The organism is Neptunomonas sp., assembly GCF_041601355.1.
Lineage (GTDB): Bacteria > Pseudomonadota > Gammaproteobacteria > Pseudomonadales > Balneatricaceae > Neptunomonas.
Genome location: NZ_JBFIIH010000017.1, coordinates 1 through 26,803 on the forward strand (window position 1 = coordinate 1; position 26,803 = coordinate 26,803).

Annotated in this window: 23 protein-coding genes; 12 read left to right on the top strand and 11 right to left on the bottom strand. The window is 47.6% G+C overall.

From position 1 onward, the window contains the following. A partial coding sequence (locus tag ABY436_RS04485; protein ID WP_372737827.1) for an AAA family ATPase occupies nucleotides 1-844 on the top strand: 844 nt, incomplete at its 5' end. A 34-nt stretch (nucleotides 845-878) separates the two neighbouring features. On the opposite strand, the gene ABY436_RS04490 is transcribed toward ABY436_RS04485, so the two are convergent. Genes ABY436_RS04490 through ABY436_RS04500 form a run of 3 tightly spaced genes read right to left on the bottom strand, consistent with a single transcriptional unit; the run spans nucleotide 879 to nucleotide 3,387 of the window. Beyond that, nucleotides 879-1,640, bottom strand: a complete 762-nt coding sequence (locus ABY436_RS04490; protein ID WP_372737828.1) for an ABC transporter ATP-binding protein — start codon at nucleotides 1,638-1,640, stop codon at nucleotides 879-881. Continuing rightward, nucleotides 1,634-2,644, bottom strand: coding sequence for a FecCD family ABC transporter permease (locus ABY436_RS04495; RefSeq protein ID WP_372737829.1), 1,011 nt, complete (start codon nucleotides 2,642-2,644; stop codon nucleotides 1,634-1,636). The genes ABY436_RS04490 and ABY436_RS04495 overlap by 7 nt, the downstream gene beginning before the upstream one ends. Then, the gene (locus ABY436_RS04500; RefSeq protein ID WP_372737858.1) at nucleotides 2,644-3,387 is read right to left on the bottom strand and encodes an energy transducer TonB; all 744 of its coding nucleotides are present in this window, start codon (nucleotides 3,385-3,387) and stop codon (nucleotides 2,644-2,646) included. Before ABY436_RS04500 ends, ABY436_RS04495 begins: the two co-directional genes overlap by 1 nt. 129 nt (nucleotides 3,388-3,516) lie before the next feature. Here ABY436_RS04500 and ABY436_RS04505 point away from each other — a divergent pair, with 129 nt between their 5' ends. Continuing rightward, nucleotides 3,517-3,849, top strand: coding sequence for a Rieske (2Fe-2S) protein (locus ABY436_RS04505; protein WP_372737830.1), 333 nt, complete (start codon nucleotides 3,517-3,519; stop codon nucleotides 3,847-3,849). 28 nt (nucleotides 3,850-3,877) lie between these two features. Here ABY436_RS04505 and ABY436_RS04510 read toward each other — a convergent pair whose 3' ends face one another. Beyond that, nucleotides 3,878-5,041 carry a pyridoxal phosphate-dependent aminotransferase gene (locus ABY436_RS04510; RefSeq protein WP_372737831.1) on the bottom strand — a complete coding sequence of 388 codons (1,164 nt, stop codon included), beginning with the start codon at nucleotides 5,039-5,041 and terminating at the stop codon, nucleotides 3,878-3,880. A 265-nt stretch (nucleotides 5,042-5,306) separates the two neighbouring features. Here ABY436_RS04510 and dksA point away from each other — a divergent pair, with 265 nt between their 5' ends. The 8 genes from dksA (at nucleotide 5,307) to ABY436_RS04550 (ending at nucleotide 15,991) form a co-directional block, all read left to right on the top strand. Further along, entirely contained in the window at nucleotides 5,307-5,738 is a 432-nt protein-coding gene (dksA, locus tag ABY436_RS04515; protein WP_372737832.1) for an RNA polymerase-binding protein DksA, read from the top strand. 403 nt (nucleotides 5,739-6,141) lie between these two features. Beyond that, on the top strand, nucleotides 6,142-9,090 hold the full coding sequence (locus ABY436_RS04520; RefSeq protein WP_372737833.1) for an ATP-binding protein: 2,949 nt from the start codon (nucleotides 6,142-6,144) through the stop codon (nucleotides 9,088-9,090). 10 nt (nucleotides 9,091-9,100) lie between these two features. After that, complete coding sequence (locus tag ABY436_RS04525) at nucleotides 9,101-10,492, top strand: sigma-54-dependent transcriptional regulator (RefSeq protein WP_372737834.1); 1,392 nt, start codon at nucleotides 9,101-9,103, stop codon at nucleotides 10,490-10,492. Nucleotides 10,493-10,958: 466 nt separating this feature from the next. Then, nucleotides 10,959-12,392 carry a polynucleotide adenylyltransferase PcnB gene (gene pcnB / locus ABY436_RS04530; RefSeq protein ID WP_372737835.1) on the top strand — a complete coding sequence of 478 codons (1,434 nt, stop codon included), beginning with the start codon at nucleotides 10,959-10,961 and terminating at the stop codon, nucleotides 12,390-12,392. After that, complete coding sequence (gene folK, locus ABY436_RS04535) at nucleotides 12,373-12,870, top strand: 2-amino-4-hydroxy-6-hydroxymethyldihydropteridine diphosphokinase (RefSeq protein ID WP_372737836.1); 498 nt, start codon at nucleotides 12,373-12,375, stop codon at nucleotides 12,868-12,870. The genes pcnB and folK overlap by 20 nt, the downstream gene beginning before the upstream one ends. Before the next feature lie 45 nt (nucleotides 12,871-12,915). After that, the gene (panB, locus tag ABY436_RS04540; RefSeq protein WP_372737837.1) at nucleotides 12,916-13,710 is read left to right on the top strand and encodes a 3-methyl-2-oxobutanoate hydroxymethyltransferase; all 795 of its coding nucleotides are present in this window, start codon (nucleotides 12,916-12,918) and stop codon (nucleotides 13,708-13,710) included. A 3-nt stretch (nucleotides 13,711-13,713) separates the two neighbouring features. After that, on the top strand, nucleotides 13,714-14,562 hold the full coding sequence (gene panC, locus ABY436_RS04545; protein ID WP_372737838.1) for a pantoate--beta-alanine ligase: 849 nt from the start codon (nucleotides 13,714-13,716) through the stop codon (nucleotides 14,560-14,562). A 247-nt stretch (nucleotides 14,563-14,809) separates the two neighbouring features. Then, nucleotides 14,810-15,991, top strand: a complete 1,182-nt coding sequence (locus ABY436_RS04550; protein WP_372737839.1) for an acetyl-CoA C-acetyltransferase — start codon at nucleotides 14,810-14,812, stop codon at nucleotides 15,989-15,991. A gap of 84 nt (nucleotides 15,992-16,075) precedes the next feature. Here the strand turns inward: ABY436_RS04550 and ABY436_RS04555 are convergent, their stop codons facing one another. After that, a complete protein-coding gene (locus tag ABY436_RS04555) occupies nucleotides 16,076-16,912 on the bottom strand; it encodes a 6-carboxytetrahydropterin synthase (RefSeq protein ID WP_372737840.1) in 837 nt (278 codons plus the stop codon). 166 nt (nucleotides 16,913-17,078) lie between these two features. Between ABY436_RS04555 and rsuA the strand changes: the two genes are divergently transcribed. Both rsuA and ABY436_RS04565 read left to right on the top strand, forming a co-directional pair. Then, nucleotides 17,079-17,774: a 16S rRNA pseudouridine(516) synthase RsuA gene (rsuA, locus tag ABY436_RS04560; RefSeq protein ID WP_372737841.1), complete on the top strand. Its 696-nt coding sequence runs from the start codon at nucleotides 17,079-17,081 to the stop codon at nucleotides 17,772-17,774. Next, nucleotides 17,771-18,820, top strand: coding sequence for a methyltransferase (locus tag ABY436_RS04565; protein ID WP_372737842.1), 1,050 nt, complete (start codon nucleotides 17,771-17,773; stop codon nucleotides 18,818-18,820). The genes rsuA and ABY436_RS04565 overlap by 4 nt, the downstream gene beginning before the upstream one ends. A gap of 26 nt (nucleotides 18,821-18,846) precedes the next feature. Here the strand turns inward: ABY436_RS04565 and ABY436_RS04570 are convergent, their stop codons facing one another. The 6 genes from ABY436_RS04570 to infB all read right to left on the bottom strand — a co-directional run bounded on the left by ABY436_RS04570 (nucleotide 18,847) and on the right by infB (nucleotide 26,798). After that, a complete protein-coding gene (locus ABY436_RS04570; protein WP_372737843.1) occupies nucleotides 18,847-20,064 on the bottom strand; it encodes an NnrS family protein in 1,218 nt (405 codons plus the stop codon). Between the two features lie 142 nt (nucleotides 20,065-20,206). Beyond that, the gene (gene pnp, locus ABY436_RS04575; RefSeq protein ID WP_372737844.1) at nucleotides 20,207-22,312 is read right to left on the bottom strand and encodes a polyribonucleotide nucleotidyltransferase; all 2,106 of its coding nucleotides are present in this window, start codon (nucleotides 22,310-22,312) and stop codon (nucleotides 20,207-20,209) included. A 205-nt stretch (nucleotides 22,313-22,517) separates the two neighbouring features. Next, a complete protein-coding gene (gene rpsO / locus ABY436_RS04580; protein WP_372737845.1) occupies nucleotides 22,518-22,784 on the bottom strand; it encodes a 30S ribosomal protein S15 in 267 nt (88 codons plus the stop codon). Nucleotides 22,785-22,904: 120 nt separating this feature from the next. Next, entirely contained in the window at nucleotides 22,905-23,864 is a 960-nt protein-coding gene (gene truB / locus ABY436_RS04585) for a tRNA pseudouridine(55) synthase TruB (RefSeq protein WP_372737846.1), read from the bottom strand. Nucleotides 23,865-23,867: 3 nt separating this feature from the next. Further along, on the bottom strand, nucleotides 23,868-24,263 hold the full coding sequence (rbfA, locus tag ABY436_RS04590) for a 30S ribosome-binding factor RbfA (protein ID WP_372737847.1): 396 nt from the start codon (nucleotides 24,261-24,263) through the stop codon (nucleotides 23,868-23,870). A 9-nt stretch (nucleotides 24,264-24,272) separates the two neighbouring features. Beyond that, on the bottom strand, nucleotides 24,273-26,798 hold the full coding sequence (gene infB / locus ABY436_RS04595) for a translation initiation factor IF-2 (RefSeq protein WP_372737848.1): 2,526 nt from the start codon (nucleotides 26,796-26,798) through the stop codon (nucleotides 24,273-24,275). Between the last annotated feature and the right edge of the window lie 5 nt (nucleotides 26,799-26,803).

Consider the following 26,803-nt stretch of genomic DNA (forward strand, 5'->3'; position numbering starts at 1 on the left):
CCTGTTTGATTGCATTGAGTTTAATCTGCAGTTCCGCTGGATAGACACTATTTGTGACCTGGCGTTCCTTCTCATGGATCTTGAAGTGAAAGGCCAATATCGCTGGGCCAACCGTTGCCTGAACCGTTATCTTGAGCTGACTGGCGATTACGAAGGCCTGACGCTGCTTAATTTTTATAAGTCATACCGTTCTATGGTGCGCGCTAAAGTAGCCATGCTCGGTGAGCATCCGGATAAAGCGACGTTCCGCCGCTACCTGCAACTCACCCGGACATACGCTCGCAAAGAGAAACCCTCGCTGTTCTTGATGCATGGTGTTTCCGGCAGCGGAAAAAGCTATTTGTGTAATCAATTGGTCGAACGGCTCGATTGCATCAAAATACGCTCCGATGTTGAACGTAAACGCCTTTATCGTGAGCTATGCCGACGTGGTGAACGCCTCAGTCTTTATGGACAAGAGATGAACGCACGCACCTTTCAGCATCTGCTGAATTTATCCAAAGAGCTACTCAAAAGCGGCTATTCCGTTATTGTCGACGCGACCTTTATCAGAAAGCGTACACGCCAAAGCTATATTGATCTGGCCAATTCACTCGACATTCCGTTGCGTATTATCAGCTGTTATTGTGATGTAAAACTCATAGAAGCGCGCTTAGCACGCCGAAGTCAGGAAGGCGGGGATGCTTCTGATGCTGATGTTTCAGTCATGCAGGATCAATTAAAGCATCAACAATTGCTCACCGATGCTGAATTAACGCACACCTTACTGGTTGATACGGATAGTGATGATGCCATCAACGTACTGGTAAGCCAGCTAATTGCCCAGGGACTGGTAGAACCGTAGGATCGATCTGATCCACCGGGACTATATTTCGAGACTAGATTGAATGTACAAAAAATAAGGTATGGCCCATCGCTTGTGTCGCATTGATAGGCGTCTGGAAAACGCCGGACAAAATACCGGGTTGCATAACCTGCTCAACTGAACCTGTTTTTATTATCCGGCCTTTATCCATCAGCGTGATGGTATCAGCAAACCGGGCCGCTAGTGTCAGGTCATGCAACACCAGCAACACCGCTTTCCCCTGATTAGCCATAGCTCTGAACTGCTGCATCAGCGCAACCTGATGCTTCAAATCAATTGCCTTTAAAGGCTCATCCAATAGTACATAACAGGTATCCGCTGTGGTCTGAACCAGCAAGCGTGCCACATGCGTGCGCTGCTTCTCTCCGCCCGATAAAGCGGTATAATTCCGATCTGCTAAGTGCTCTATTTCCAAGTCAGCCATCGCCTGCTGGACGACACTTTCCATTTGCAACAAGGTGGCATCTACAGGGTAGGCTCCCATCGAAACGACATCCCGAACCTTGAAAGGAAAATCCAGAGACTGCTCTTGTAACAAAACCGACATCAATAGTGAGCGCTCACTTACGCTGTAACTCTGGATCTTTTTTCCTTGCAGAAGAATACTCCCTGAATCGACTGTCGTTAAGCCTGACAAGGCTTTCAGCAAGCTTGTTTTTCCTGCGCCATTGGGCCCCAGAATGACATGCAAACAGCCGGGTCGTATATCGACACTGGCATTATCCAGCACCGCTTGCCCATTGCGGCTAACAGAGAGAAGCTGAGCCTTCAGCATGCGCCCCGCCCCCGTTGCTGGTAAGCAATCATAAAGAGAAAAACCGGGCCGCCAATTAGTGCGGTAATTAAGCCAATCGGTAACTCAGCCGGGGCCGCAATAATACGCGCCACCAAATCAGCCAGCAGTAACAACAGCGCACCTAAAAGAAACGACATCGGTAATAAAAAACGATTATCAGGCCCGTTCACTAAGCGCACTAAATGTGGAACCACCAGCCCGACAAATCCTATCAGCCCCATCATAGATACCACCGCGCCCACCATTAAAGCCGTAATCAATACCAACCGCCGCTGCGTTTTCTCAACATCAATACCCAGAAGTAACGCCTGTTGCTCACCCAGAAGCAATAAATTGAGCCGCACGGCATGACGAATCAAGACAGGTACGAAAATCACGCTTATCAGCAACAACATCAATACAGCCCACCAGGAAGCACCCTGAACATTTCCCATTAACCAAAAAGTCACCTGCCGCAGCGTCATGCTGTCAGACAGATATTTGAGCCCGGCAATACCTGCCCCAGCAATTGCATTAATCGCGATGCCTGTGAGTAAAAGGGTCAGGGCTGAGATGCCAGAGGTGTTGCGGGCTATTCTAATAACAAAAAAGGTCACCAGCATGCCGCCCGCAAAAGCGGCCAGCGGCGTGCCCGCCGATACCCAGATACCGCTACCCAGTGCCGCCGAGGCGACCACTTGCCAGGCCACTGCTGCCAGCGCAGCACCGCCTGAAACACCAATTAACCCGGGATCGGCCAGCGGATTTCGAAACAGCGCCTGCACCACCGCGCCCGCAATAGCCAACAAGCCCCCCGATAACATAACCAATAACACCCTTGGCAAACGCAACTCATACAAAATCCTCCGCGATAAGTCACTGCCCTCCCAGATATCGCTCAGCGACAACACTGCTGAGCCATTCAAGAGCGAAAGCAACATCAACACCGGCAATAACACCCATGCAGATATCCACAGACTGATTTTCATTCTCTGATTGGACATTATCCGCCTCCTATCAGAGAAAAACGTACAGGAATCCGTGCCTGTGACAGCCTATGTTTTCCTGCGTTGATGGCGGGCACAAAACGCCACTGTGTAGCCGCTTCAATGGCAGCCTTATCCAGCATCGCATAGCCTGAGCTACGATCAACTAATACGCTATCAACGGTGCCGATCCGGTTAATCATCAGCATTAATATCACGGTTCCCTCTACGCCTCGTCGTTTTGCTATGCGCGGATATTCTGGCGGTACTGGCGGCACCTGATATTTCAGGGTTTGATAATCCAGAAACATAACCTTCTCCTCTTCGCCCACCGCCTCTTCTTCACCTATCGACTTTGCTACGCTTTTACTGACGTTAGCCTGATTATTTAACGGCGTATCTGATACCACAGAAGAAATAGTCTGCGGTTGCGGTTGCGGTTGCGGTTGCGGTTGCGGTTGCGGTTGCGGTTGCGGTTGCGGTTGCGGTTGCGGTTGCGGTTTAGATTTTTTTACGGGTGAGGGCGTGTCAAGAACACTCCTTCTATCTGCTACGGTATGTAACCTGATAGTGTACAACGAAGCAGTAATAGGTTTGCGCGGTTCCTGTTTATTTAAGCTCTGTCCATTTAAGTTCTGTCCAGTTAAGTTCTGGTCATTTAGGTTCTGCTCAGCTGCGCGCGGCCCCGCCCAGAAAAAAGCGGCATGCACGCCGACCGAAAACAGCACTAGCAGCAAAAAACGTATGGAGGTGTGATTCATTAACACGCTGTATTCCGGGCTCATCTGGCAGTATCATATGCACGAATTATAATCACTTATGCTCAGTGATGGTTGAATGCTCTTCATCATGCTACGCATCTGATTCACTTTCCCTGATGGAGCCCTGACATGCAACTGCTTTGCACACTCGACACCTTACCTGAAGACACCTCAAAAGGCTTTCAGCTGGATGATATCTCACTCTTCGCGGTTAACAAGCAGGGGCAGATCCACGTTTATCTCAACCTGTGCCCTCACCGCGGTGTTCCATTAGAGTGGCAACCGCATCAGTTTCTCGACCTGGAAAAAAATTTCATTCAGTGTGCCACTCATGGAGCCCTGTTTAGCATAGACAACGGTGAATGTATCGCTGGCCCCTGCCCCGGCGAAATGCTTACAAGCATTCCCAGCACAGTTAAAAAAGGACAGGTCTGGGTCACTTTGCCTTCAGTCAATAAATGAGGTAACTGACTGATAACAAACCGCTATCTCAGCCTTTAATTTTTCTTGCCAAGCGCTGCAGTGCCAGCTCTATTCGATCCAGCCCGGTAGTATAGGAGAAGCGGATAAACTGATTCGCCCGATAAGTACCGAAGTCCAACCCTGGTGTAACCGCGACATGCTGTTCTTCTAGCAAGCGCCAACAATATTCAAATGTATTATCTGTCAGGTGCGATGCATCGGCATACACGTAAAAGGCACCCTCCGGCATCAGAGGAATCTTAAAGCCCAGTTGTCTTAAGCCATCCACCAGCAAATTACGACGCAACTCAAACTGATGACGCCGCTCTTCTAACACCGCCAGCGTTTCAGGTTCGAAAGCCGCCAAAGCCGCATATTGCGATATCGTGGGGGGTGAGATATATAAATTCTGTGACAGCTTCTCTATTTCCGGCACAGCCGTTTGCGGCGCAACAATCCAACCAAGCCGCCATCCTGTCATACCAAAATACTTTGAAAAGCTATTGATAACGAACGCCTCAGGATCTACCTCAAGCACCGAGGGTGCATCAAATCCATACGTCAGGCCATGATACAGTTCATCGACCACCAGAGCGCCGTTCTTTTCCCGGACCGCTTCTGCTACAGCCGCCAATTCGCCTTTATGAAGGACGGAGCCGGTTGGGTTGGCTGGCGATGCCAGCAAAACACCTGCCGTGTTAGCTTTCCATTCCTGACGAATCAACTCCGGGGTCAACTGGAAATTCTGCTCCGCAGAGGTTGGTACCAGTTGCCCGCGTGCTTCCAGCATCCGCAAAAACTGGCGGTTACAGGGGTATCCCGGATCACTCATCATAAAGGTGGTGTCAGGATCGGCCAGCAAGCCGAAAACCAGCAACAGGGCACCGGAAGCACCCGAGGTAACAATGATGCGGTTAGCGGCGATATCCAGACCATAGCGCTGTTTATAAAATCCAGAGATCGCTTGTCTTAATTCAGGAATACCTGCCGATGGTGTGTATTGTGTAAACCCCAGATCAATCGCCCGATGAGCAGCCTCCTTGATCAATGGCGCCGTACTGAAATCGGGCTCTCCCGCTTCCATATGCACAACATCACAGCCTTGCGCATCTAACTCTTTGGCTCGTTTTAATAGATCCATTACTTTGAACGATTCAATTTCACGCGCGCGTCCCGACCATCGATAATCCATCTCTGACTCCTCACAATTAACCCACGCATTATACATAAGTTGTATCGAATATTGCCTCAAACATACTTATTGTCAGTAGAGTAGATAACACTGTACGGTATTAATCTAATAACTCCTTCCACTTTTTGTGTATCAGTACTAGCCTAAAAGTGTTTCTTCTGGTAGTTTCTCCAACCTTCTGATCTCAGGAAGTAATGGAATCAACTGTAATTGGGTTGCCGGTTTACTCTGTAAAGCCGGTCATTTCGGAGAAGTGAGGCGCCACATGCCAAACACTAGCAATACACAATTCACACACTTTGTACCTTACGAGTCTGCAAAGGGTGAGGAATACATGAATGATGCTCAAAAAGATCATTTCCGTCATATTCTTCTGGCCTGGAAACAGGAACTAATGGAGGAGGTTGATAGTACAATCCACCACCTGCAGGAAGAAGCATCTAACTTTGCAGACCCTAGCGACAGGGCCAGCCAGGAAGAAGAGTTCAGCCTTGAACTTCGAACACGTGACCGTGAGCGCAAGCTGATCAAAAAGATCAGTGAAGCAATGGAACGCATCGAAGACGACGAATACGGTTATTGTGACACCTGTGGTATCGATATTGGCATCCGTCGTCTGGAAGCCCGCCCTACCGCAACCCAGTGTATTGATTGTAAAACACTGGCCGAAATAAAAGAAAAACAGATCGGATCTTAAGCTTCTAGATTCAGGCAAACGGCTCGCCGCTTTGCCTGAATTTATTACAACAATCCTAAGACTAATACTCGCTCCCACTCTCTTAGTTGCATCCTTATTGGCGACCTCAGCCTGCCTCTGATTTATCTGATACACCTTGATAGCAACCGTCTGATCAACTCCAATCGTTTGATAAATCCAGATCCCAGTGAAAGACACCTGTCTCGTTTTGAGAAAAACAGCATAGCATTGAGAAAAACATCGCCGCCGGATATGCTGAGCACAACGCTCAGATCCGAGCATGAATTAAGCGCAGGCTTACCAATAGAGACCTGAATTGAGTATTATTATGATAGGTGTACTTAACCGAGACCTTTGCGCGATTGCTCCTTTGTCTTCCAGCTGCGTTAAAAATAACTAAATTATGAATTTTTCGGTTACCGAACTTTTCCTGATTGTTACTGCTTACCTGCTCTTTCTGTTTGGTATTGCTTACGCCACCGAGCGTGAACTAATCCCGCGCCGCATATCACAGCACCCGATCACTCACATGCTATCGTTAGGCACCTATGCGAGCATCTGGACTTTTTATGGCGCTTTCGGGATGTTGGCAGATTCCGGCTTGTTATTTTTATCATCCTATCTGGGGGCTACCGCCGCTTTTATTATGGCACCCTCATTATTTATTCCCATTTTCAATATAACGAATCGCTACAAACTAAGCTCTCTTGCCGATCTGTTTGCCTTCAGGTTTCGTAGCGGACTGGTCGGCACGATTACAACATTGTTACTACTCCTGGCGACCTTGCCTTTGCTATCGATACAAATTCAGGCAGTTACCGGCACATTACATCTTCTTAACAGTGATTTTGAGTCTTCTGAGATTGCTGCTGCATTCTGTGCTTTGATAGCCCTGTTTGCGATTCTCTTTGGCACCCGCCACCCGTCAATGCGGGCACGCAACCGCGGATTAGTCATGGCGATGGCGATCAGCTCGCTGATTAAGTTGGCAGTGCTCATCAGCATCGCTACCTATGTACTTTTTGCAGTGCTCGATGGCCCTTCAAATACTTTACTCTGGCTTAAGCAGAATCCAGAAATTCTAACATCCTTGATGAGCAGCAATAACGATGATAGCTGGCACACTCTACTACTCGCGTTTTTTACTGCTACCCTCGTGATGCCGCATATGTTTCATCTGGCGTTTACTGAAAACCGCTCAGCAGACAGCCTCTACAAAGCATCATGGGGAATACCGCTTTATCTGTTGCTACTGGCGCTCTGTGTACCGGTCATCGTACTGGCAGGCTATAAGCTTGAAGTACATCAGGAATCCTCTTTTCTGCTTTTTTTCGTAAGCCAGGCATTACATTCTGAATGGCTGATTATCACCGTGTTTATCGGCGGCCTGACGGCCGCCAGCGGGATTCTCATTGTAGCCTCTATCTCGCTAGCCTCCATGCTGCAAAACCATCTGATACTACCCCTTATCAAAACACCCGAAAATGTGAAGTTTTATGCATGGCTACTCTGGCTGCGCCGCATACTCATCTCCTTAGTCATGTTATGCAGCTATCTTTTTTATATGGCTTTCGGCGCACATCAGCAAATTCATCTTCTCGGCCTGAGTGCCTTTGTCGCCTTCCTGCAGTTTTTACCAGGGATTATTGCCACTCTCTTCTGGCTGGGCGCTAATCGTATCGGCTTTATCACCGGATTGATTATTGGCATGTCCAGCTGGATCATCACCACCTTTTATCCCGTCATACTGCAGCCAGGAGCACTACTCACAGACACCAGTATTGAAAGTCTTAACTGGCAATCTTCAGCCATCATATCTTTGCTAATGAATATCGGTGCTTTCATTATAGTCTCTCGCCTTACACCCACTCATCCTGAAGAGATCCGCGCGGGTGAGGCATGCCTCATCAATACTATCGATTCCCCTTCCGATATTCAGCGCCCCTCTTTTGAAACAACCGATATTATCCGTCTACTCACCCCTAAACTAGGTGAAACCGCCGCACGCCGTGAGCTGCAACACGCCATTAACCAGCTAAACCTCGACAAAGAACAGATGGGGCCGTTAGAACTATTACGTTTACGCAATGCACTGGAACAAAACCTCTCCGCTCTGATTGGTCCCGTTGAAGCGGCAACACTGCTCGAACCACTGGCAAATCAACAAGGCGAAAAAGCCTTCCAGACACGTGATATCTATCTGTTAGAAACGCATCTTGAAACTTACCAGGCCAAACTCAGCGGGCTGGCAGCAGAGCTGGATGAGTTGCGCCGCTACCACAGAAGAACATTAGAAAAACTTCCTATTGGCGCCTGTACCGTCGCGCCTTCGCAGCATATTCTGTTCTGGAACAACGAAATTGCCAAACTCACCCAGCTGAGCGCTCACGATGTCGCGGACCTGTCTTTATCCGAGCTACCACAACCTTGGTGCACACTTCTGGCAGACTTCATGGAGCAGAGCGACAACCACCTGATAGACACCCACATCACACTGGGAGCCAACAGTTATTGGCTGACATTGCATAAAAGCCAGCTCTCCGATAATCCAGATAGCTCAATTGTAATTCTGGTTGAGGATGAAACAGAACACCACCAGCTTACCGACAACCTGATACACAGCGAACGTCTCGCCTCGATCGGGCGCTTTGCCGCCGGGGTAGCCCATGAAATTGGCAATCCGATTACCGGTATTGCCTGCCTTGCACAAAACCTCTCTCTGGAAACAGATGAACCGGAAGTTTTACAAGCCGGTGATCAGATTCTGGAGCAGACACGCCGGATTAACCGCATTGTGCAATCACTGGTACGCTTTGCACATACCGGTCAGACCATCAGTGACATTCAGTTTGAAACATTCGATTTCAGCCTCTGTATTGCAGAGGCAATACAATTGGTTACGCTGGACATGCACGCCAGACAACAGCACTTTATCTGTGAGCTTGAAGACAACCTGATGGTGGATGGAGACCCGCAACTGTTGCTACAGGTATTGGTTAATATTCTTAACAATGCTTGCGATGCCTCTTTACCCGGGGGCACCATCCGCATCAACTGCACACAGCTGGATCAACGCATTTTCTTAAGTATTACGGATGAAGGCAGCGGCATTGATAAAGACATTCAAGACAAGCTTTTTGAACCATTTTTCACCACCAAAGAACCGGGTAAAGGCACCGGATTAGGACTCCCTTTGGTTTACAACATACTGACTGAACATTATGGTAGTATTAAAATAATAAGCCCCGCCAATAACAAACAGAAGAAAGGCACGCAGGTGATTATCACCTTACCGGGCTCCAAACCTGAATTGAAAGACGAACTTTCTGAAAGGTCTCGCATTGGAGAGTAGGTAGAGAGCAATGAGCCGTATTCTGATCGTAGAGGATGAGTCAATCATCCGTGCAGCGCTTCGGCGTTTATTGGAAAAAAACAACTATAAAATAGATGATGCTGCATCTGTTGATGAGTCAACATCACGCTTCAACCTGATTGAGTATGACCTGATCATCAGTGATCTTCGATTACCCGGCGCCCCCGGAACCGACCTGATCAAGCTGGCCAAAAACGTACCTGTGTTGATTATGACCAGCTATGCCAGTATGAAATCTGCAGTAGACGCAATGAAAATGGGCGCAGTTGACTACATTGCCAAACCTTTTAATCATGATGAAATGCTATCTACCATCTCATCCATTCTTAACCAGCAACCTGTAGACCACCATAACATCAGCATAGAAGCGCAAGTCCAACACACCCAAATCACTGGTTCTTGTGAGGCGATGCTTTCTCTGTTTTCACGCACTTCCAAAGTGGCCCGTACAGATGCCACCGTACTGGTACTGGGTGAGTCAGGCACAGGCAAAGAGCTGATAGCGCGCACCATACATGAACAAAGCGCTCGCGCTCAGGCCCCGATGATCTCGGTCAATTGCGCTGCCATTCCTGAATCCTTAATTGAGTCTGAATTGTTTGGTCATGAAAAAGGCTCTTTCACCGGTGCTGACAGTAGTCGCTGCGGCCTGATAGAGGCCGCAGACAAAGGCACTCTTTTCCTCGACGAAATAGGTGAGTTGCCTTTAGAGGCACAAGCTCGCCTACTGCGCTTTCTTCAGGAAGGAGAAATTCGTAAAGTGGGCTCCACACAGTCAATCAAGGTCAACGTTCGATTAATTGCCGCTACTCATCGCAACCTGAAAGAGTTGGCTCGTTCTGGCCTGTTCCGTGAAGACTTATATTACCGGCTTTATGTCATGGAGCTCAAAATTCCACCACTACGGGAACGCGGACAAGACATCATTGAGCTCGCCCAACGTTTTTTAATCAGCGCTTGTTCCCGGATGAAGTGTCCACAAGCAACCCTCAGCGATAACGCACAGCAGATAATGCTGCAATATAACTGGCCGGGAAATGTCCGGGAACTGGAAAACGCCATAGAGAGAGCGGTCATTCTTGCTGACAACCACCTCATTACGCCTGAATTACTGGGACTTGATATAGAAACCCGTCCTAGCCTGCAACGACTGGAATCTGAATATTCCGAGCAAACAACATCACACCAGGCGGCTACCAACCCTGCTCCCAAAAAGCAATCACAAGCAGGACTCTCCATGGATGATTACTTCCAACGCTTTGTCATGGAACATCAGGATGAGATGAGTGAAACCGACCTGGCCAGAAAGCTAGGCGTCAGTCGAAAGTGCTTATGGGAGCGCAGGCAAAAACTGGGCATACCCAAACGGCCTAAAGGGTAACGCGACAGTAACACACAGGTAACACTTCAAAGACAAAGTGTTACCTTAAGAAACAAAAAAGTGTTTCCGCAAGTAACCATCCGCATTTAACAAAACAAAGAAATAAAATATAACCTTTATAATCAAGTACTTAAAAAACATGGCACGCCTGATGCTTTATGTTGGGTGTTCTAACAACAAAAATAAGCTTTGAAACGCCACCACTAATAAATATAAATATAGGATGAGTGTTGATAAGTATCTACCTCGAATAATAATAAAAATGAGGTTTAAAAGCTGATCGCTAGGTTATATTCACGTAACTTTAGTGCTCTAACTATAACAACAAGCCAAGATGTTACCCTTTAAAGCTTGCGGTCAGCTTATCCATCTACTCTTTTAGTGTTTATTCCCCCATTGCTTAATGTGTCACCATAACAATGTTATGATGTGTCGCAAAATATATTACGAGCAAAGTTTAAAACTCATGCCTAACCGTTTAATCCAGAAAGTTACCGGACTGTTCCGTAGCAAACCGACCTCTTCTCCTGTGAAAGAGCCTATCCATATTCAGAATACTGAGGCCCAGGCAGACCAGGACAATACTGCGCGTATCATTGCGGAACAAACACACCAGATCCCTCGCAAGCATTTAGATGATAATGCGGCAAAAGTCGTCTACCGGCTTCTGGACGCTGGTTATGAAGGCTATCTGGTCGGCGGCTGCATCAGAGACATCCTGATCAAAAAACGCCCGAAAGACTTTGATATTGCGACCAACGCACACCCTGAAGAAGCGCATGAGCTATTTCAACGCTCACGCTTGATAGGGCGCCGTTTCAAACTTCTGCATGTCCGCTTTGGACGAGAAATCATTGAAGTCGCTACCTTCAGGGCAGGACATGACTCTGAAGAAAATGATGACGACGTCAAAGGTAAACAAGCAGAATCCGGCCTGATCCTGCGCGATAATGTTTACGGCACAATAGAAGAAGATGCCCTACGTCGAGATTTCACGATTAACGCTCTCTATTATTGCGTCAAAGACCACAGTATTTACGACTTCACAAATGGCTATGAGGATATACAGAAGAAAGTGATCCGCCTCATTGGCAACCCGGACAACCGCTATAAAGAAGACCCGGTTCGTATGCTGCGCGCGATTCGTTTTGCCGCCAAACTCGATTTTGAAATTGAGCAGGCAACAGCCGCACCAATCAGACAGCAAGCCCATCTGCTGCAGGATATCGCTCCTGCTCGTCTGTTTGATGAAACATTAAAACTATTTCAGTCCGGCCACGCTGCCACAGCATACCAGTTACTCAAAGAATACCAGTTGCTGGAACAATTACTGCCCTCTGCGACAAAGGCCATCAAAAAACAATCTGACGATGGCTTAGCCGAAGCACTGATATTGCAAGGCTTAAAAAACACTGACAGACGTATCAATCAGCGCAAAAGCGTTACGCCCGCTTTCTTATTCGCAACTTTGCTCTGGCATCCGCTGCAAACCCGCATGCAAGAAATTCTTAAGCAGAATAACAAGATGCCTCAACTGGTTGCTCTGCATGCTGCAGCAAACGATATCATTGCCCAACAAGTTAAGCGCACCGCTATTCCACGCCGATTTTCTACTCCGATCAGAGAGATCTGGGAATTACAACTGCGCTTACCGAAACGTTTTGGCAACCGTGCGGAGCAGTTATTAGAGCATCCGCGGTTTCGTGCAGCATACGACCTGCTTCTATTAAGAGAGCAAAGCGGTGAATCTCTCAATAATTTAGGCCAGTGGTGGACTCAATATCAATCGGCATCAACTCAGGAAAAAGAACAAATGGTTTCTGAGTTAGCCTCTGATGGACAACCTTCGCGCAAGCCTCGTCGTCACAGAAGAGCTAAAAATGACCCGCGTAACGCTTAACCACTGCTACGTTGGCTTGGGCAGCAACCTGGAAAACCCTCGCCAGCAAGTCACGACTGCGTTGAGGGAGCTGCAGCAGATAACCGACACTTACCTGCTATCCAGCTCCAGTTTATATCGCTCCGACCCTGTTGGTCCTGCCGGCCAGCCTGACTACATTAATGCTGTTGCGTTACTTGAAACAAGTCTTGCTCCTGAAGCAATGCTTGATCAACTGCAGTCGCTTGAACAGCAACACCGGCGTGTACGTCACACACACTGGGGGCCCAGAACACTGGATCTGGATATTATTTTATTTGGTAGCCAATCCATTCAATCTTCCCGGCTAACCGTCCCTCACCCTTTCGCTATAGAACGAAATTTTGTACTCTGGCCTTTATTTGAGGTCTCTCCAGACCTGATTTTTCCCGATGGCAGGTCAATAAATGATCTATTAGTAGCATGCCCGCTGGGCACACTGGAAAAGATCTCTGTATAATCACGCTCGAAATCAGCGCATCCCTATTAATCGATCGAGTTGCCTATGAACAAAGTCACATTACATACATTATCCACCTGCAAGCAGGCTGGTGAAAAGTTTACTGTCCTGACCGCATACGATGCATGCTTTGCGCATGTTGTCAGCGAAGCTGGGGTAGAAGTGATTCTGGTAGGCGATTCTCTTGGAATGGTTCTACAGGGGCAGGATAGCACTTTGCCTGTCACCATGGATGATATGATCTATCACACCGCCAGCGTAGCCAAAGGCAATCAGGGCGCCATGATAATGGCTGATATGCCATTTATGAGTTATGCAACACCCGAACAAACGATGGAAAATGCAGCCTTGCTCATGCAAGCCGGCGCTCACATCATCAAGATCGAAGGCGATGCCTGGTTATCTGAGAGTGTTTCGCTACTGTCTGAACGTGGCATACCCACCTGTGTGCATATGGGTCTGACACCTCAGGCGGTGAACAAACTCGGCGGCTACAAAGTCCAGGGGCGCGACCGTCGCAGCGCAAAACAAATGATTGAAGATGCTGTCAGGCTAGAAGAAGCCGGTGCCAGCATTTTATTACTTGAGTGCGTGCCTTCTTTATTGGCAGAAGAAATCACGCAAGCGGTTGATATCCCTGTCATCGGCATAGGTGCCGGTGTCTCGACGGACGCCCAAGTATTGGTATTACACGACATGCTCGGTATCACACCAGGCAGAAGTCCTAAGTTTGTTAAAAACTTCATGGAAGACGCTGCTGACATCCCATCAGCAATTCAAAACTATGTAGCCGCAGTGAAGCAAGGTAGCTTCCCGGGGCCAGAGCACAGCTTCGAATAACTTATGAAAACGATTCACACACTCAACGAGCTCCGCCAGCTACTGGCGGAGGAACGTGCACACGGCAAAAAAATTGGTTTAGTCCCGACAATGGGTAACCTGCACGCGGGGCATATCGCTCTGGTACAGCAAGCAAAAGAAAATGCCGATATCATTGTCTCCACTATTTTTGTTAACCCGTTACAGTTTTCCGCTGGCGAAGATCTCGACAAATATCCACGTACACTTCAAGCCGATCAGGAGAAGCTAACAACCGTTGGTTGCCACTATTTATTCGTACCTTCAGAGGAAGAAGTTTACCCTGATGGGCGCGAAAAACAGACCATGGTAGAAGTACCTGATGTATCCAACCTTTATTGTGGCGCTAGCCGTCCAGGTCACTTCCAGGGGGTTGCTACTATTGTCTGTAAGCTGTTTGGCATGGTGCAACCAGATTTAGCTATTTTTGGCGCTAAAGATTACCAGCAGCTTTTCGTCATCCGCAAAATGACTAAAGACCTGAGCCTACCCATCACTATTCAGGGTTCGCCGATCGTTCGAAATGAGCATGGCCTGGCATTGAGTTCCCGAAATGGCTACCTATCTGAAGAAGAACTCAGCGCAGCCACCGCCCTCAATAAAACCCTTAAAACTACGGCGCAAGCAATCGAGCAAGGCAACACTGATTTCAACGCACTGGTTGAGGCTGCACAGCGACAACTCGAAGGCGCAGGCTTTAAGCGTGACTACTTCGTCATTGCACGCCAAAGTGATCTGCTGGCAGCATCAAAAGACGATACGCAGCTGGTTATTCTTGCCGCTGCTTATATGGGCGCAGCCCGTCTTCTCGATAATCAGGTGATCAATCTCTGAAGTCGTTAACTTATACATCGACAAAAAAACCTCTTTCAATACGACTAATTGTCGGCACCTTTTTCAATGTTTATTGCTTAAGGTGCTTGCAATAGCCTTCTCGGTTGCTCACACTGATATTTTTCGAATTACGGAAAAAAACCAACTACTAAGCTGACTCCTGCAGGGCTGTTTTAGGCACTTGCATCATTCGGATCTCTTTAATATAAAAGTGACCGGATAGAGTTTACTGATAAGAGGCACAATCATGCGTGAAGTCGTTATTGTTGCTGCTGGCCGTACTGCGGTTGGCACATTTAATGGTTCTTTAGCTGGCGTAAAAGCAACCGATTTAGGTGCTACGGTACTGAAAGGTCTAATAGAACAGACGAAAATTGATCCTGCACAAATCGACGAAGTTATCCTTGGACAGGTTCTGGCAGCGGGCTGTGGTCAAAACCCTGCCCGCCAATCACTGATCAATGCCGGTATTCCTCAAGAAGTTCCAGCACTGACTATAAATAAAGTGTGTGGATCAGGCCTGAAGGCTATTCAAATGGCTGCTCAAGCGATTCGCTGCGGCGACGCTGATGTCATCATTGCCGGCGGACAAGAAAACATGAGCAGCTCTCCTCATGTCTTGCCGAACTCCCGCAATGGCGCACGCATGGGTGACTGGAAAATGGTCGATACCATGATCAATGACGGCCTGTGGGATGCCTTCAACAACTATCACATGGGTATCACCACTGAAAATATCGTCGAAAAATACGGCTTTACTCGTGAAGAGCAAGACGCATTTGCCAGCGCATCACAGAATAAAGCTGAAGCCGCTGTCACCTCAGGACGCTTTAAAGGTGAGATTTTTCCTGTTCTGATTCCTCAGCGTAAAGGTGACCCGGTTGTCTTTGATACTGATGAGCAACCTCGCTTTGGCTGTACACCTGAAGCATTAGCAAAACTACGTCCCGCCTTCAAAAAGGATGGAACAGTTACAGCAGGCAACAGCTCTACGATTAACGATGGCGCTGCAGCTGTTATGCTTTGCTCTGCTGAAAAAGCAGCAGAACTGGGCCTGCCTGTTTTAGCACGTATTAAAGCTTACGCATCTGCTGGTGTTGATCCTGCCATCATGGGTACAGGTCCTATCTGTGCTACACAGAAAGCGCTGGAGAAAGCAGGTTGGTCTGTCGATGATCTTGAACTGGTTGAAGCCAATGAAGCATTTGCCGCGCAAGCAATGTCAGTTAACCGCGACCTTGGCTGGGATACAAACATCGTCAACGTTAACGGTGGTGCAATAGCACTAGGACACCCAATCGGTGCTTCCGGTTGCCGTATTTTCGTATCATTGGTTCATGAAATGATCAAACGTGATGCGAAGAAAGGCCTGGCCACTCTATGTATCGGTGGCGGTATGGGTACTGCTCTGGCTATCGAACGTGACTAGTCATTAGCTTACCGCATAAAAAAACCGCAGCCCAAAGCTGCGGTTTTTTTATTTTCTTCGTCGCAAGCCAAGCCTCCAGTGCAACTAGACCTGAGAGACAGCGCCTTTACCCACGCCCTCATAAGCCCGCACCAGCACTTCATCGAATGGCTTCATCTGCTTAATCCTCGCGGCCAAATGACGTGCTATTTGCTCCACTGTACTTTCTGTATCAATGTCGTAGCAATATTGCGCAGGTAACGTCAGTGAAAACTCGCCTTGAGGTGCACGATATTCGTAAGTATGCATTCCTTCCGCACTCTCTTTACGGTGTGCTGACGTGCCAATATAAATATCCCTCCAACGCGATGCCCACTCATGCTCTAGTTTTTGATCACGCTCACCATTGATAAATATTTCAATGCGGGAGCGGTGGCCATGAGCTATACGCTGGCAATTCCCATCATGTTGCTGCAAACCATGACTGTAATGATAAAAGTCACCATCAATCTGTTCGGCAACAAAGCGAAGATTGAGCCCTTTTACTTCCTGAGGAAATAACTCAATGAGTTGCGCTGTGCACCATTCAGCCATCGACTCTGGCGTTATCTCCTCAACATCAATCAGCGCAATCGCTTTACTTGGAGAAAGGCAATTAAACGCCTGTCCATCCGGATAGACCCACTCAACCCGGGTTTGACCAACCGCTTGCTCCACCTTGAGATTATCCATCCGGGTAGGCACTAATAACGCATGATCAATCGTTTTATCCATCCACTCCCGTGTCAGCTTTTTCACAATCCCGAAATCGCAGACCATTCCTTGTTCATTAAGCGCGCCATCCAGCTCAAGTTGCAGCAACCAAGACTCACCCATCAAGCCTCGAGATGAGTGCAAATAGGAAAAATCTACATTTGTCAGATTATTTACAAAAAGCTTCACAGTAATACACCCTCATTTGAAGCCTCATATTCTACCGCAAGGCAGCATCCAGATGCATTTAAATCCTCACCTGTCTCTGCTTTTTCAAGCGAAGCTATGAATTAGGTTCTGGGACGCGTCTGAGCACGTTATAATGACTTTTTGTATTCAGGAAAGTTTACCTAACATGCGTCTAGATAAGTATTTGTCCCAAGCGACCGGCCTCTCCAGAAAAGACATCAAACGCCTGATACATAAAGATTTGGCCACCGTTAATGGTATCGCCACCCGCGATTCATCGCTGCAAGTTTCTGAGGATGATATTGTCACGTTTCAGGAAATGCACATTGATGCACCACGTCCGCGCTATTTCATGATGAATAAGCCTTATGGTTACGTCTGTTCATCCGATGATCCCAACAATGCCACTGTGATGGGCCTGCTTATCGATGAGCCGCGACCCAATGACCTTCATCTGGCGGGCAGACTCGATCTTGATACCACCGGCTTACTGCTGATTACTGACGATGGCCAGTGGTCTCACAAAATAACTTCTCCCAAACATAAGCAAGGGAAACGCTACCTGCTGGAAACAGCTGATCCGATTCCGGAATCAACGGTGGAGCTGTTTGCTCAAGGCGTACAACTCCTGAATGAGAAGCACCTGACCAAACCCGCTCAGCTTGAAATTATTGGCGTTGATGAAGCCTTTCTGACGTTAACCGAAGGCCGCTATCATCAGGTAAAGCGTATGTTTGCTGCAGTGGGAAATAAGGTTATCAAGCTACATCGCGATCGTATTGGCCACATCGTTCTTGACGAGTCTCTGGCTCCCGGCGAATATCGTGAGTTAACTGCTGACGAGATCAACTTAAGCAGATGAGTACCGATAAAGCCTTTGACCTGCTTTATTCAGAGTTTAAACAGGTGAGTGCAGCCGCGTTATGGATTGTAGATGAGAATATTTCTACGCATATCATTCCACCCGCCATCCCACTGATCAGCGCTATTTCAAACCGGCTGGATACTACTCAGGACTTACAACGGCAAGGCTGGAACTGCCACTTTAATGATTACCTGCTCGAAAACTTAGGCGAGCATCATTTCCAGTCCATTTTCTTACGCATTCCTAAAGAAAAAGCGCAAGCCCATTACATTATCAATCAGGCGCAGCGTTTACTGTCCGGCGGAGGTTCGCTGTATATCAGCGGCTTAAAACAAGAAGGCATCAAAGGATTTATCGAACGAGCAGGTACACTGACAAACATTCCTACAGAAACGTGGAAAGCAGATAAACAAACATGGGCAGGTAAAATCACTTTTGAAGGCCCTTCGCCTTCGACTCTGGATGACAAGTCCTACCGAAGCCTGAGACAGGCACCCGGCGACTCGCACTTCAGGTTTTGGAGTAAACCCGGGATTTTCGGTTGGGACAAAATTGATAAGGGCAGTGAGCTACTAATACAGCATCTGGCAATGCTGGTTGCAGAAAACAAGGATATTGATTCTGCTTTAGATATCGGTTGTGGCTACGGCTACCTGAGTCTTCATACCGCCAGACTCCTCGACATCAGCGTCACCGCAACGGATAACAATGCGGCTGCGGTTACTGCCTGTCAGGCTAATTTTGATCACTATCAGTTACAGGGAAATGCGCTGGCGGATAATTGCGCCGATAATATTAACTCACGCTACCCGCTGGTTATCTGTAACCCACCCTTTCATTCAGGCTTTGGCGTTGAAAACGATCTGACAGATCGTTTTCTGCAAAGTGCTGCCACACACTTAACGAAAAGAGGCATCGCCATTTTTGTAGTGAACCTGCATATTCCGCTGGAACGCAAAGCCAGTCATTACTTTACGCACTGCGAAACGCCCATCATTACAGACCACTTTAAATTAGTACGACTCTCCCAGCCAAAAATATAGTGCTTATCTGTTTGTGTTAAGGAAACCTAACCAGGATTTTTCCAACCAGGCGCAGGTGATATCAGGATCGGCACATAGCGAATGCAGAACAGAACAAACGATACTAACCAGATAACACCGGCACTTAATATAAAGTGCTCATAAGCGACACCACCGACCAGTGCGGCCGCGACTCTGAGCAGTGCAGTAATACTAATGAGTACAAAAGCAATACTCATCATTTTGCCTGCTACCAATGCACGCTGGGTATGGCCAAGCGCGGCACGGGAAGCAACACCAAGAATCATTCCTGCCATGGCGCCTATACCAATAGCATGCAGTCCTGCTGAAGCATTAACCCATGAGAATGCAGATAGCCCAAGTAATACAAGCCCTGCACCCAACCACACAAAGCCAAGATGTAATACCCATAACAGAGGCTCAGCTAAAATCCTTTGCCCCTGCCAACGACCGATGCGCGCCCACTGAGCGACACCTGCCAGACACAACAAGCCACCCGTTATGACATTGACAGGAAGCACTACCCAGAAGATAGCCGCCACAACCAAGGATGCGCTGACAAACATATCAAAACGATTAAATAGCATCGGCAGCGGTTTATCTGAGTCAGGTTCTTTCTGAACCAGATAATTACGTGTAAAAGAAGGGGTAATACGTCCACCGATCAGTGCAATCATCAGACTAATTTGCATAATGACACCGCGCAGTGCCATCTCACTATATTCAACGCCATAGCGATGACCGAGATGAAACAGCAGATTAAAAACGCTGAACAAGCCCAGCATAACTACGATTTTATAGTTACGTTTGTTACCGCCAGCCATAATCTCACGACCAATGATAAACACCAGCAAAACGCCATAAAGCAGATCCACTGCCGCTACAATACCGTAAGGTAACTGTGCAGAACTGAGCATCACCAGCCGTCCCAGTATCCAACACAGCACTAATATGGCCAGCGGCATACCACTCACAGGCAAACGGTTTGTCCATTTAGAAACAGCGGCTAACAAAAAGCCACCGATGGCTGCACCAACAAGACCGAACATCATCTCATGAGCATGCCACTGTACCAGTGGCACCGCGATAGAACTCCCGTACCAAAAACCCTTCAGGATCGCTAACCACAACCCCATTAAAATAACCCCCGCCGCAGCCACGCAGAGAAACAACAACCTGAAACCATTACTGAGTAATGTTTCCCAACGCGAAGCCGGATATTTTTCAAACATTATAATAGCCATAATGAGCTCTCAATTCTTTAATATGTAATTATTATACATGTTAATTGTTTTTCCTTAAATAACTCATTAGAGGTACATTCATGTTAGTTACAGGCATAAAAAAACCCTCACTAGGAGGGTTTTTATATCAGATCAGAATAGCTTAGCCTTCTACAGACTCATCCTGAACCAGATCTTTCATGGAAAGCTTAATACGACCACGCATATCAACTTCCAACACCTTAACTTTAATCATGTCATCCATTTTGACGTAATCGGTTACTTTCTCAACACGCTTGTTGTCGATCTGAGAAATATGCACCAAACCATCTTTACCTGGCAGGATATTTACAAATGCACCGAACTCTTCTAAACGAACAACTTTACCTTCGTAGATTTTACCTACTTCAGCTTCAGCAGTGATTTCGAGTACTTTATCTGTTGCCGCTTTTGCCGCTGCTTTGTCAGCGGCGTAAATACGTACAGTACCGTCATCTTCAATATCAATCATCGCGCCAGTTTCTTCGGTCAGAGCACGAATAGTCGCGCCGCCTTTACCGATTACATCACGGATTTTCTCAGGATTGATTTTCAGCTGTGTCATCGCCGGAGCATTGTCTGGTAATTCAGGACGAGAATAACCAATTACTTTCGACATCTCTTTCAAGATATGAGTACGTGCGTGAAGCGCTTGCTCCAGTGCCGTTTCCATAATCTCTTCAGTGATACCGGTGATTTTGATATCCATCTGCAGTGCAGTAATACCTTGCTCAGTACCGGCTACTTTAAAGTCCATATCACCGAGATGATCTTCATCACCCAGAATATCAGTCAAGACGGCAAATTTATCGCCTTCTTTAACCAGGCCCATCGCAATACCAGCAACCGGGGCTTTCAAAGGAACACCCGCATCCATCATCGCCAGAGACGCGCCACAAACAGACGCCATAGAACTTGAACCATTAGATTCAGTTATTTCTGAAACGATACGAATGGTGTATGGGAACTCTTCCTGTGATGGCAGCATAGCCGCAACACCACGACGAGCAAGACGACCGTGTCCAATTTCACGACGACCTGTAGAACCGATACGGCCGGCTTCACCTACTGAATAAGGAGGGAAGTTATAGTGCAGCATGAACGGATCTTTGCGCTCGCCTTCCAGTGCATCAATAAACTGCTGATCGCGAGACGTACCCAGAGTACATGTCACGATAGACTGAGTTTCACCACGGGTGAACAATGATGAGCCGTGAGCACCTTTAAGAATATCAATTTCTACATTGATAGGACGAACCGTTTTAGTATCACGACCATCGATACGCGGTTCACCGTTTACAATACGCTGACGTACAATCGTTTTCTCAACTGCACTGACAACACCTGATACTTCTTTTTCAGAAGGCTGACCTTCCTCAGATCCTGCCAGTTCAGCAACCGCTTTATTACGCAGATCATTGAGTGCGCCCTGGCGCTGCATTTTATCTGCAACCTGATATGCATCAGCAATGCCCTGACCAACCAAAGCATTAACTTGCCCAATCAGTGCTTCATTTTTCACCGCTGGCTGCCAATCCCAAGCAGGCTTGCCCGCTTCAGCTTTCAGTTCGTTGATTGCATTGATAACAACCTGCATCTCAGTGTGAGCAAACAACACTGCACCCAGCATCTCATCTTCAGTCAGTTCTTGCGCTTCTGATTCAACCATCAGAACAGCGTCAGACGTACCGGCAACGACCATGTTCAGTTCAGACGTCTCTAACTGCTCATAGTTCGGGTTGAGGATATAACCTGTTTCTTCTGTAAAACCAACGCGCGCGCCGCCAATCGGGCCTACAAAAGGAATTCCGGAGATAGACAGGGCCGCAGACGTACCGATCATGGCTGCAATATCAGGATCGTTTAGTTTATCTGCCGACATGACCGTACAGATAACCTGTACTTCATTCATGTAACCTTTAGGGAAAAGCGGACGAATAGGACGGTCAATCAGACGCGATGTCAGTGTTTCTTTTTCTGAGGGACGTGCTTCACGTTTGAAAAATCCACCAGGAATTTTACCAACCGCATAGGTTTTCTCGATGTAATGAACAGACAGTGGGAAGAAGTCCTGACCACCGCGTGCTTCAGTAGCACCTACGACTGTACACAGAACCTGTATATCACCGATTGTAACCATGACTGCGCCAGTTGCCTGACGAGCAATACGCCCTGTTTCTAATGTAACCTGCTGGCCACCAAATTCAAAAGTCTTTGTAATCGCTTGCACTAATATTACCTCTCGTAAAATAAACAAATGCCTGATCGAGAGAAATCGATTCCACACCATCTTAAGTGCCAGTACTCATTTGCACTCTGTCCTACCGATCGAAGGACTGAATACAAATGAGTACAGGCTGGTTGAAAACTTTCTCTATGAAACAGGCTGAATAAAACAAGGGCCATACAGTGTATGACCCTTGGAAAACTCTGACTTAGCGACGCAGACCTAAACGGCCGATCACTGTCAGGTAACGATCCGCATCGCTTTTTTTCAAGTAATCCAACAGCTTACGACGCTGGTTTACCATGCGAATCAGACCACGACGTGAATGGTGGTCATGCTTATGAGCCTTGAAATGTCCTTGCAGTGCTTCGATGTTTGCAGTTAGCAAAGCAACCTGTACTTCTGAAGAACCTGTATCACCTTCGCTACGTGCGAAGTCTGTTACGATCTGAGCTTTCTGTTCAGCTGTTAACATCTATCTAACTCCAGTCTAATATGCAGACAGCTTTGCTGTCGGATTATAGGACACGGTGAACCGAGCATATTATCAGTTCATCGCCATTCACTGCTGGCAGTATGCTACCTGCAGCTAATCTTAAGAAGGCTGTTCGTTTGTAGACATTAAACGTCTTGAAACTAACCGGCCTTCTTCAGTTATCTCGCCGATACCAAGAAACTTACCAGTATCTTTTGCTTGTATTCTTACAAGCGGCTGAGCGGGCATATTGAGGTCAATGACAATGCCATTTAGTACACGTGCACATTGCTCTGCTTCCAGTTCAATGACAGGTGAGTCCTCAATGGCTGACCACGGCGCTAATAATAGCGCATCTAAGCGCTTTTGTATGCTTTGGGGGGGCTCATCAGGCGCGATTGGAGCCGCTATTTTCTGCAGCTGCTCCAAGGTGATCATATCAGCGGCTTTATAAGGTCCTGAGTCCAGACGACGCAACATTTTTACGTGAGCACCGCAGCCCAACAGCAGACCTAAGTCCTCTACAATCGAACGGATATAGGTGCCTTTGGTACAGCGTATATCCAGATCAACTTCATCACCACGAAAGTCGAGAATTTCAATATTTAAAATCGTGACTTTTCTCGGCTTAACTTCGACGCTCACACCTTGCCTGGCCAGCTTGTATAGCGGCTGACCATTATGCTTCAACGCAGAAAACATCGAAGGAACCTGTTCAATTTCGCCTGTAAAGTGTTTTTCCAGCAGCGACTGAATAAGCTCACGCGTAACGTGTGCTCCGACATCCGCTGTTGCAACAACCGCCCCATCTGCATCGCTGCTATCCGTTCTGATACCCAGCTTTGCGGTGGTTTGGTAGCGTTTATCCGCATTGAGAAGAAATTGTGAGAACTTAGTTGCTTCGCCAAACGTCAGCGGCAACATGCCTGTCGCTAATGGATCCAGCGCACCTGTATGTCCGGCTTTAGCCGCACCATAGATACGCTTTACTCCTTGCAGTACATAATTGGAACTCACGCCCTGCGGTTTATCAAGCAGAAAAATGCCGTCCACCGGACGGCCTTTATGTCGCCGACCCACGGCCTAATCCTCTTCCGAGTTATTCTTTTCGCGCAGTTCGCGAGAAGCCTTCTCGATCAGACTATGCAGGTGACGGCCTCGCTCAACACTTGTATCAAAGTGAAAACGCAGCTGAGGCATCGCACGCAATAAAATCTTGTGCGATAGCTCATGCCTTAAGAAACCAGCAGCATTACGCAACACCTCAAGAGAACACTTAACAGCGTCCTCTTGAGTCTGCTCTCCTATAGGAAAAACGGTGATATAAACATCGGCAAAACCAAGGTCTTTAGCGACCTTGACGTGGCTGATTGTCACCATCCCCATACGAGGGTCCTTGATCTCAAACTGAATCAGCTGAGCCAGATCTCGTTGCATCTGGTCAGCGATCCGTTGAGTACGACTAAATTCGCGTGCCATACTACTCCGTTACAATGTGCGTTGAACTTCAACAACCGAGAACACTTCGATCTGGTCGCCGACTTTCACGTCATTATAGTTTTTAACACCAATACCACACTCCATACCCTGGCGCACTTCACTCACCACATCTTTAAAGCGACGCAGCGATTCCAGCTCACCTTCGTAGACAACGACGTTATCACGCAGTACACGAATATTCTTATTACGGAATACAGTACCCTCTGTCACCATACAGCCAGCAACAAGGCCAAGCTTTGGTGAACGGAAGACATCACGAACTTCTGCAATACCAACGATCTCTTCACGGAACTCTGGTGATAACAAGCCTGTCATCGCCAGCTTCACATCATCAATGATGTTATAGATAACGCTGTAGTAACGAAGCTGTATGCCTTCACGAGCAATAATTGCTTTTGCCTGCGCATCAGCACGGACATTAAAGCCGACAACCAATGCAGAGGATGCTAACGCAAGGTTTGCTTCTGTTTCAGAAATACCACCAACACCACTGGAGACGATAACCACTTTAACTTCATCAGTGGAGAGATCTTCCAAGGCACTGGTCAGCGCTTCCAGAGAGCCTCTTACATCAGCTTTAAGAACAATATTCAAGTTCTTGACATCACCGGCTTCCATATCTGCGAACAGATTTTCAAGCTTAGAAGCATGCTGACGAGCCAGCTTGATATCGCGGTACTTGCCCTGGCGGAACAAAGCGACTTCTCTTGCTTTTTTCTCGTTAGACACAACCGTGAATTCATCACCCGCTGCAGGTGTACCATCAAGCCCCTGAATTTCGACAGGAATAGCCGGACCCGCTTCTTCAACTGGCTTGCCATTCTCATCCAACATCGCTCTGATACGGCCATAATGCAGACCTGCCAGAACAATATCACCTTTTTTCAAGGTACCATTTTGCACAAGAAGCGTAGCAACCGGACCACGTCCTTTATCCAGACGGGACTCAACAACAACACCCTGACCCGGTGCATTATTTACCGCTTTAAGCTCAAGTACTTCAGCTTGAAGCAAGACCGCTTCCAGCAAGGCATCGATGCCGTCACCTGTTTTCGCAGAAACAGGAATGAACTGCACATCGCCACCCCAATCTTCCGGAATAACATCACGCTGAGCCAGCTCGTTTTTAACACGATCAGGATCCGCGTCTTCTTTATCCATTTTGTTAACGGCAATAACCAAAGGCACACCTGCCGCTTTCGCATGCTGCACAGCTTCTTCGGTCTGCGGCATTACGCCATCATCTGCAGCAACAACCAGAATAACAATATCTGTCAACTTGGCGCCACGTGCACGCATGGCTGTAAAAGCTGCGTGTCCCGGCGTATCAAGGAAAGTGATCATGCCATTATCAGTTTCTACATGGTATGCGCCAATATGCTGGGTAATACCACCCGACTCACCAGCGGCTACACGCGTGCGACGAATAGAGTCAAGTAACGATGTTTTACCATGGTCAACGTGGCCCATTACCGTCACGATAGGTGCGCGGCTATGTAATTCGCCCTGAGACTGCTGAATACTCTCCATCAACGCTTCTTCAATGGCATTTTCCGCCATCGGCTTAGCGACATGGCCCATCTCTTCAACAACCAGTACCGCTGTATCCTGGTCAATCATCTGATTAATGGTCGCCATAGCTCCCATTTTAAACATAACCTTGATCACTTCAGCGGCTTTAACTGACATTTTCTTAGCCAGCTCAGCAACGGTAATACTTTCAGGAACTTCAACCTCATGCACTTTGGGTGCCTGCGGCTCTGTAAAGCCATGCGCATTATCCAGCTGATGCGCAGTCTTTGGGCGATTACCTTTCATATTACTACGTGATAATTTTCCACCACGACGTGCGCCTTTAGATTCACCGGCTCCGCCACGAGAGTTACGCCCATGTGTTGCCTTACCAGGCTTTTTATCTTCACCACGGAACGACTTTTTCTTATCATCCTGAGCGGCAGGTGCTGCTTTTGGTGCAGGTTTAAAATCAGCTTTGGCTGCTGCCGTTTGCGGTGCAGGCTCAGCTTTTGTTACTGGCGCACGCGCTTTTGCAGCGTCAGCGGCTTTAGCATCAGCCTTCGCTTTTTCTTTCACTTGTGCTGCCTTAGCGACGGCTTCCGCCTGCTCTCGCAGCAGACGCTCTGCGTCCAGACGTGCCGCTTCTTCAGCTGCAGCCTTGTCGGCATCCGTCGTATCGCCTTCTACATCAGTACGCTTCACGTAAGTACGTGTTTTACGCACTTCGACATTAACCGTTTTTTTCTTACCTGACGCGCCAGCTACTTTTAACTGCGAAGTAGTAGAGCGCTTCAAAGTAATCTTTTTAGGTGAAGTAACATTCTCGTCTTCTTCACCATGTGATCGTTTAAGATGGTTCAATAGCGCTTGTCTTTCGGACTCTGACACCAGAGACCCATCTTTTTTACCTGCGATTCCCGCTTCCTGCATTTGCGCTAATAAACGCTCAACGGGAACACCAACCACACCGGCAAGTTGTTTAACAGTGACTTCTGCCATATTGG

Bases quoted from the DNA above. Each gene is read 5' to 3' on its own strand.
- infB (WP_372737848.1), bottom strand. From the start codon at position 26,798: ATGGCAGAAGTCACTGTTAAACAACTTGCCGGTGTGGTTGGTGTTCCC.
- ABY436_RS04520 (WP_372737833.1), top strand. From the start codon at position 6,142: ATGAATTTTTCGGTTACCGAACTTTTCCTGATTGTTACTGCTTACCTG.
- ABY436_RS04570 (WP_372737843.1), bottom strand. From the start codon at position 20,064: ATGGCTATTATAATGTTTGAAAAATATCCGGCTTCGCGTTGGGAAACA.
- ABY436_RS04510 (WP_372737831.1), bottom strand. From the start codon at position 5,041: ATGGATTATCGATGGTCGGGACGCGCGCGTGAAATTGAATCGTTCAAA.
- ABY436_RS04505 (WP_372737830.1), top strand. From the start codon at position 3,517: ATGCAACTGCTTTGCACACTCGACACCTTACCTGAAGACACCTCAAAA.
- folK (WP_372737836.1), top strand. From the start codon at position 12,373: ATGACCCGCGTAACGCTTAACCACTGCTACGTTGGCTTGGGCAGCAAC.
- ABY436_RS04550 (WP_372737839.1), top strand. From the start codon at position 14,810: ATGCGTGAAGTCGTTATTGTTGCTGCTGGCCGTACTGCGGTTGGCACA.
- rsuA (WP_372737841.1), top strand. From the start codon at position 17,079: ATGCGTCTAGATAAGTATTTGTCCCAAGCGACCGGCCTCTCCAGAAAA.
- ABY436_RS04525 (WP_372737834.1), top strand. From the start codon at position 9,101: ATGAGCCGTATTCTGATCGTAGAGGATGAGTCAATCATCCGTGCAGCG.
- ABY436_RS04495 (WP_372737829.1), bottom strand. From the start codon at position 2,644: ATGTCCAATCAGAGAATGAAAATCAGTCTGTGGATATCTGCATGGGTG.
- ABY436_RS04490 (WP_372737828.1), bottom strand. From the start codon at position 1,640: ATGCTGAAGGCTCAGCTTCTCTCTGTTAGCCGCAATGGGCAAGCGGTG.
- panC (WP_372737838.1), top strand. From the start codon at position 13,714: ATGAAAACGATTCACACACTCAACGAGCTCCGCCAGCTACTGGCGGAG.
- ABY436_RS04565 (WP_372737842.1), top strand. From the start codon at position 17,771: ATGAGTACCGATAAAGCCTTTGACCTGCTTTATTCAGAGTTTAAACAG.
- rpsO (WP_372737845.1), bottom strand. From the start codon at position 22,784: ATGTTAACAGCTGAACAGAAAGCTCAGATCGTAACAGACTTCGCACGT.
- panB (WP_372737837.1), top strand. From the start codon at position 12,916: ATGAACAAAGTCACATTACATACATTATCCACCTGCAAGCAGGCTGGT.
- rbfA (WP_372737847.1), bottom strand. From the start codon at position 24,263: ATGGCACGCGAATTTAGTCGTACTCAACGGATCGCTGACCAGATGCAA.
- pcnB (WP_372737835.1), top strand. From the start codon at position 10,959: ATGCCTAACCGTTTAATCCAGAAAGTTACCGGACTGTTCCGTAGCAAA.
- dksA (WP_372737832.1), top strand. From the start codon at position 5,307: ATGCCAAACACTAGCAATACACAATTCACACACTTTGTACCTTACGAG.
- ABY436_RS04500 (WP_372737858.1), bottom strand. From the start codon at position 3,387: ATGAATCACACCTCCATACGTTTTTTGCTGCTAGTGCTGTTTTCGGTC.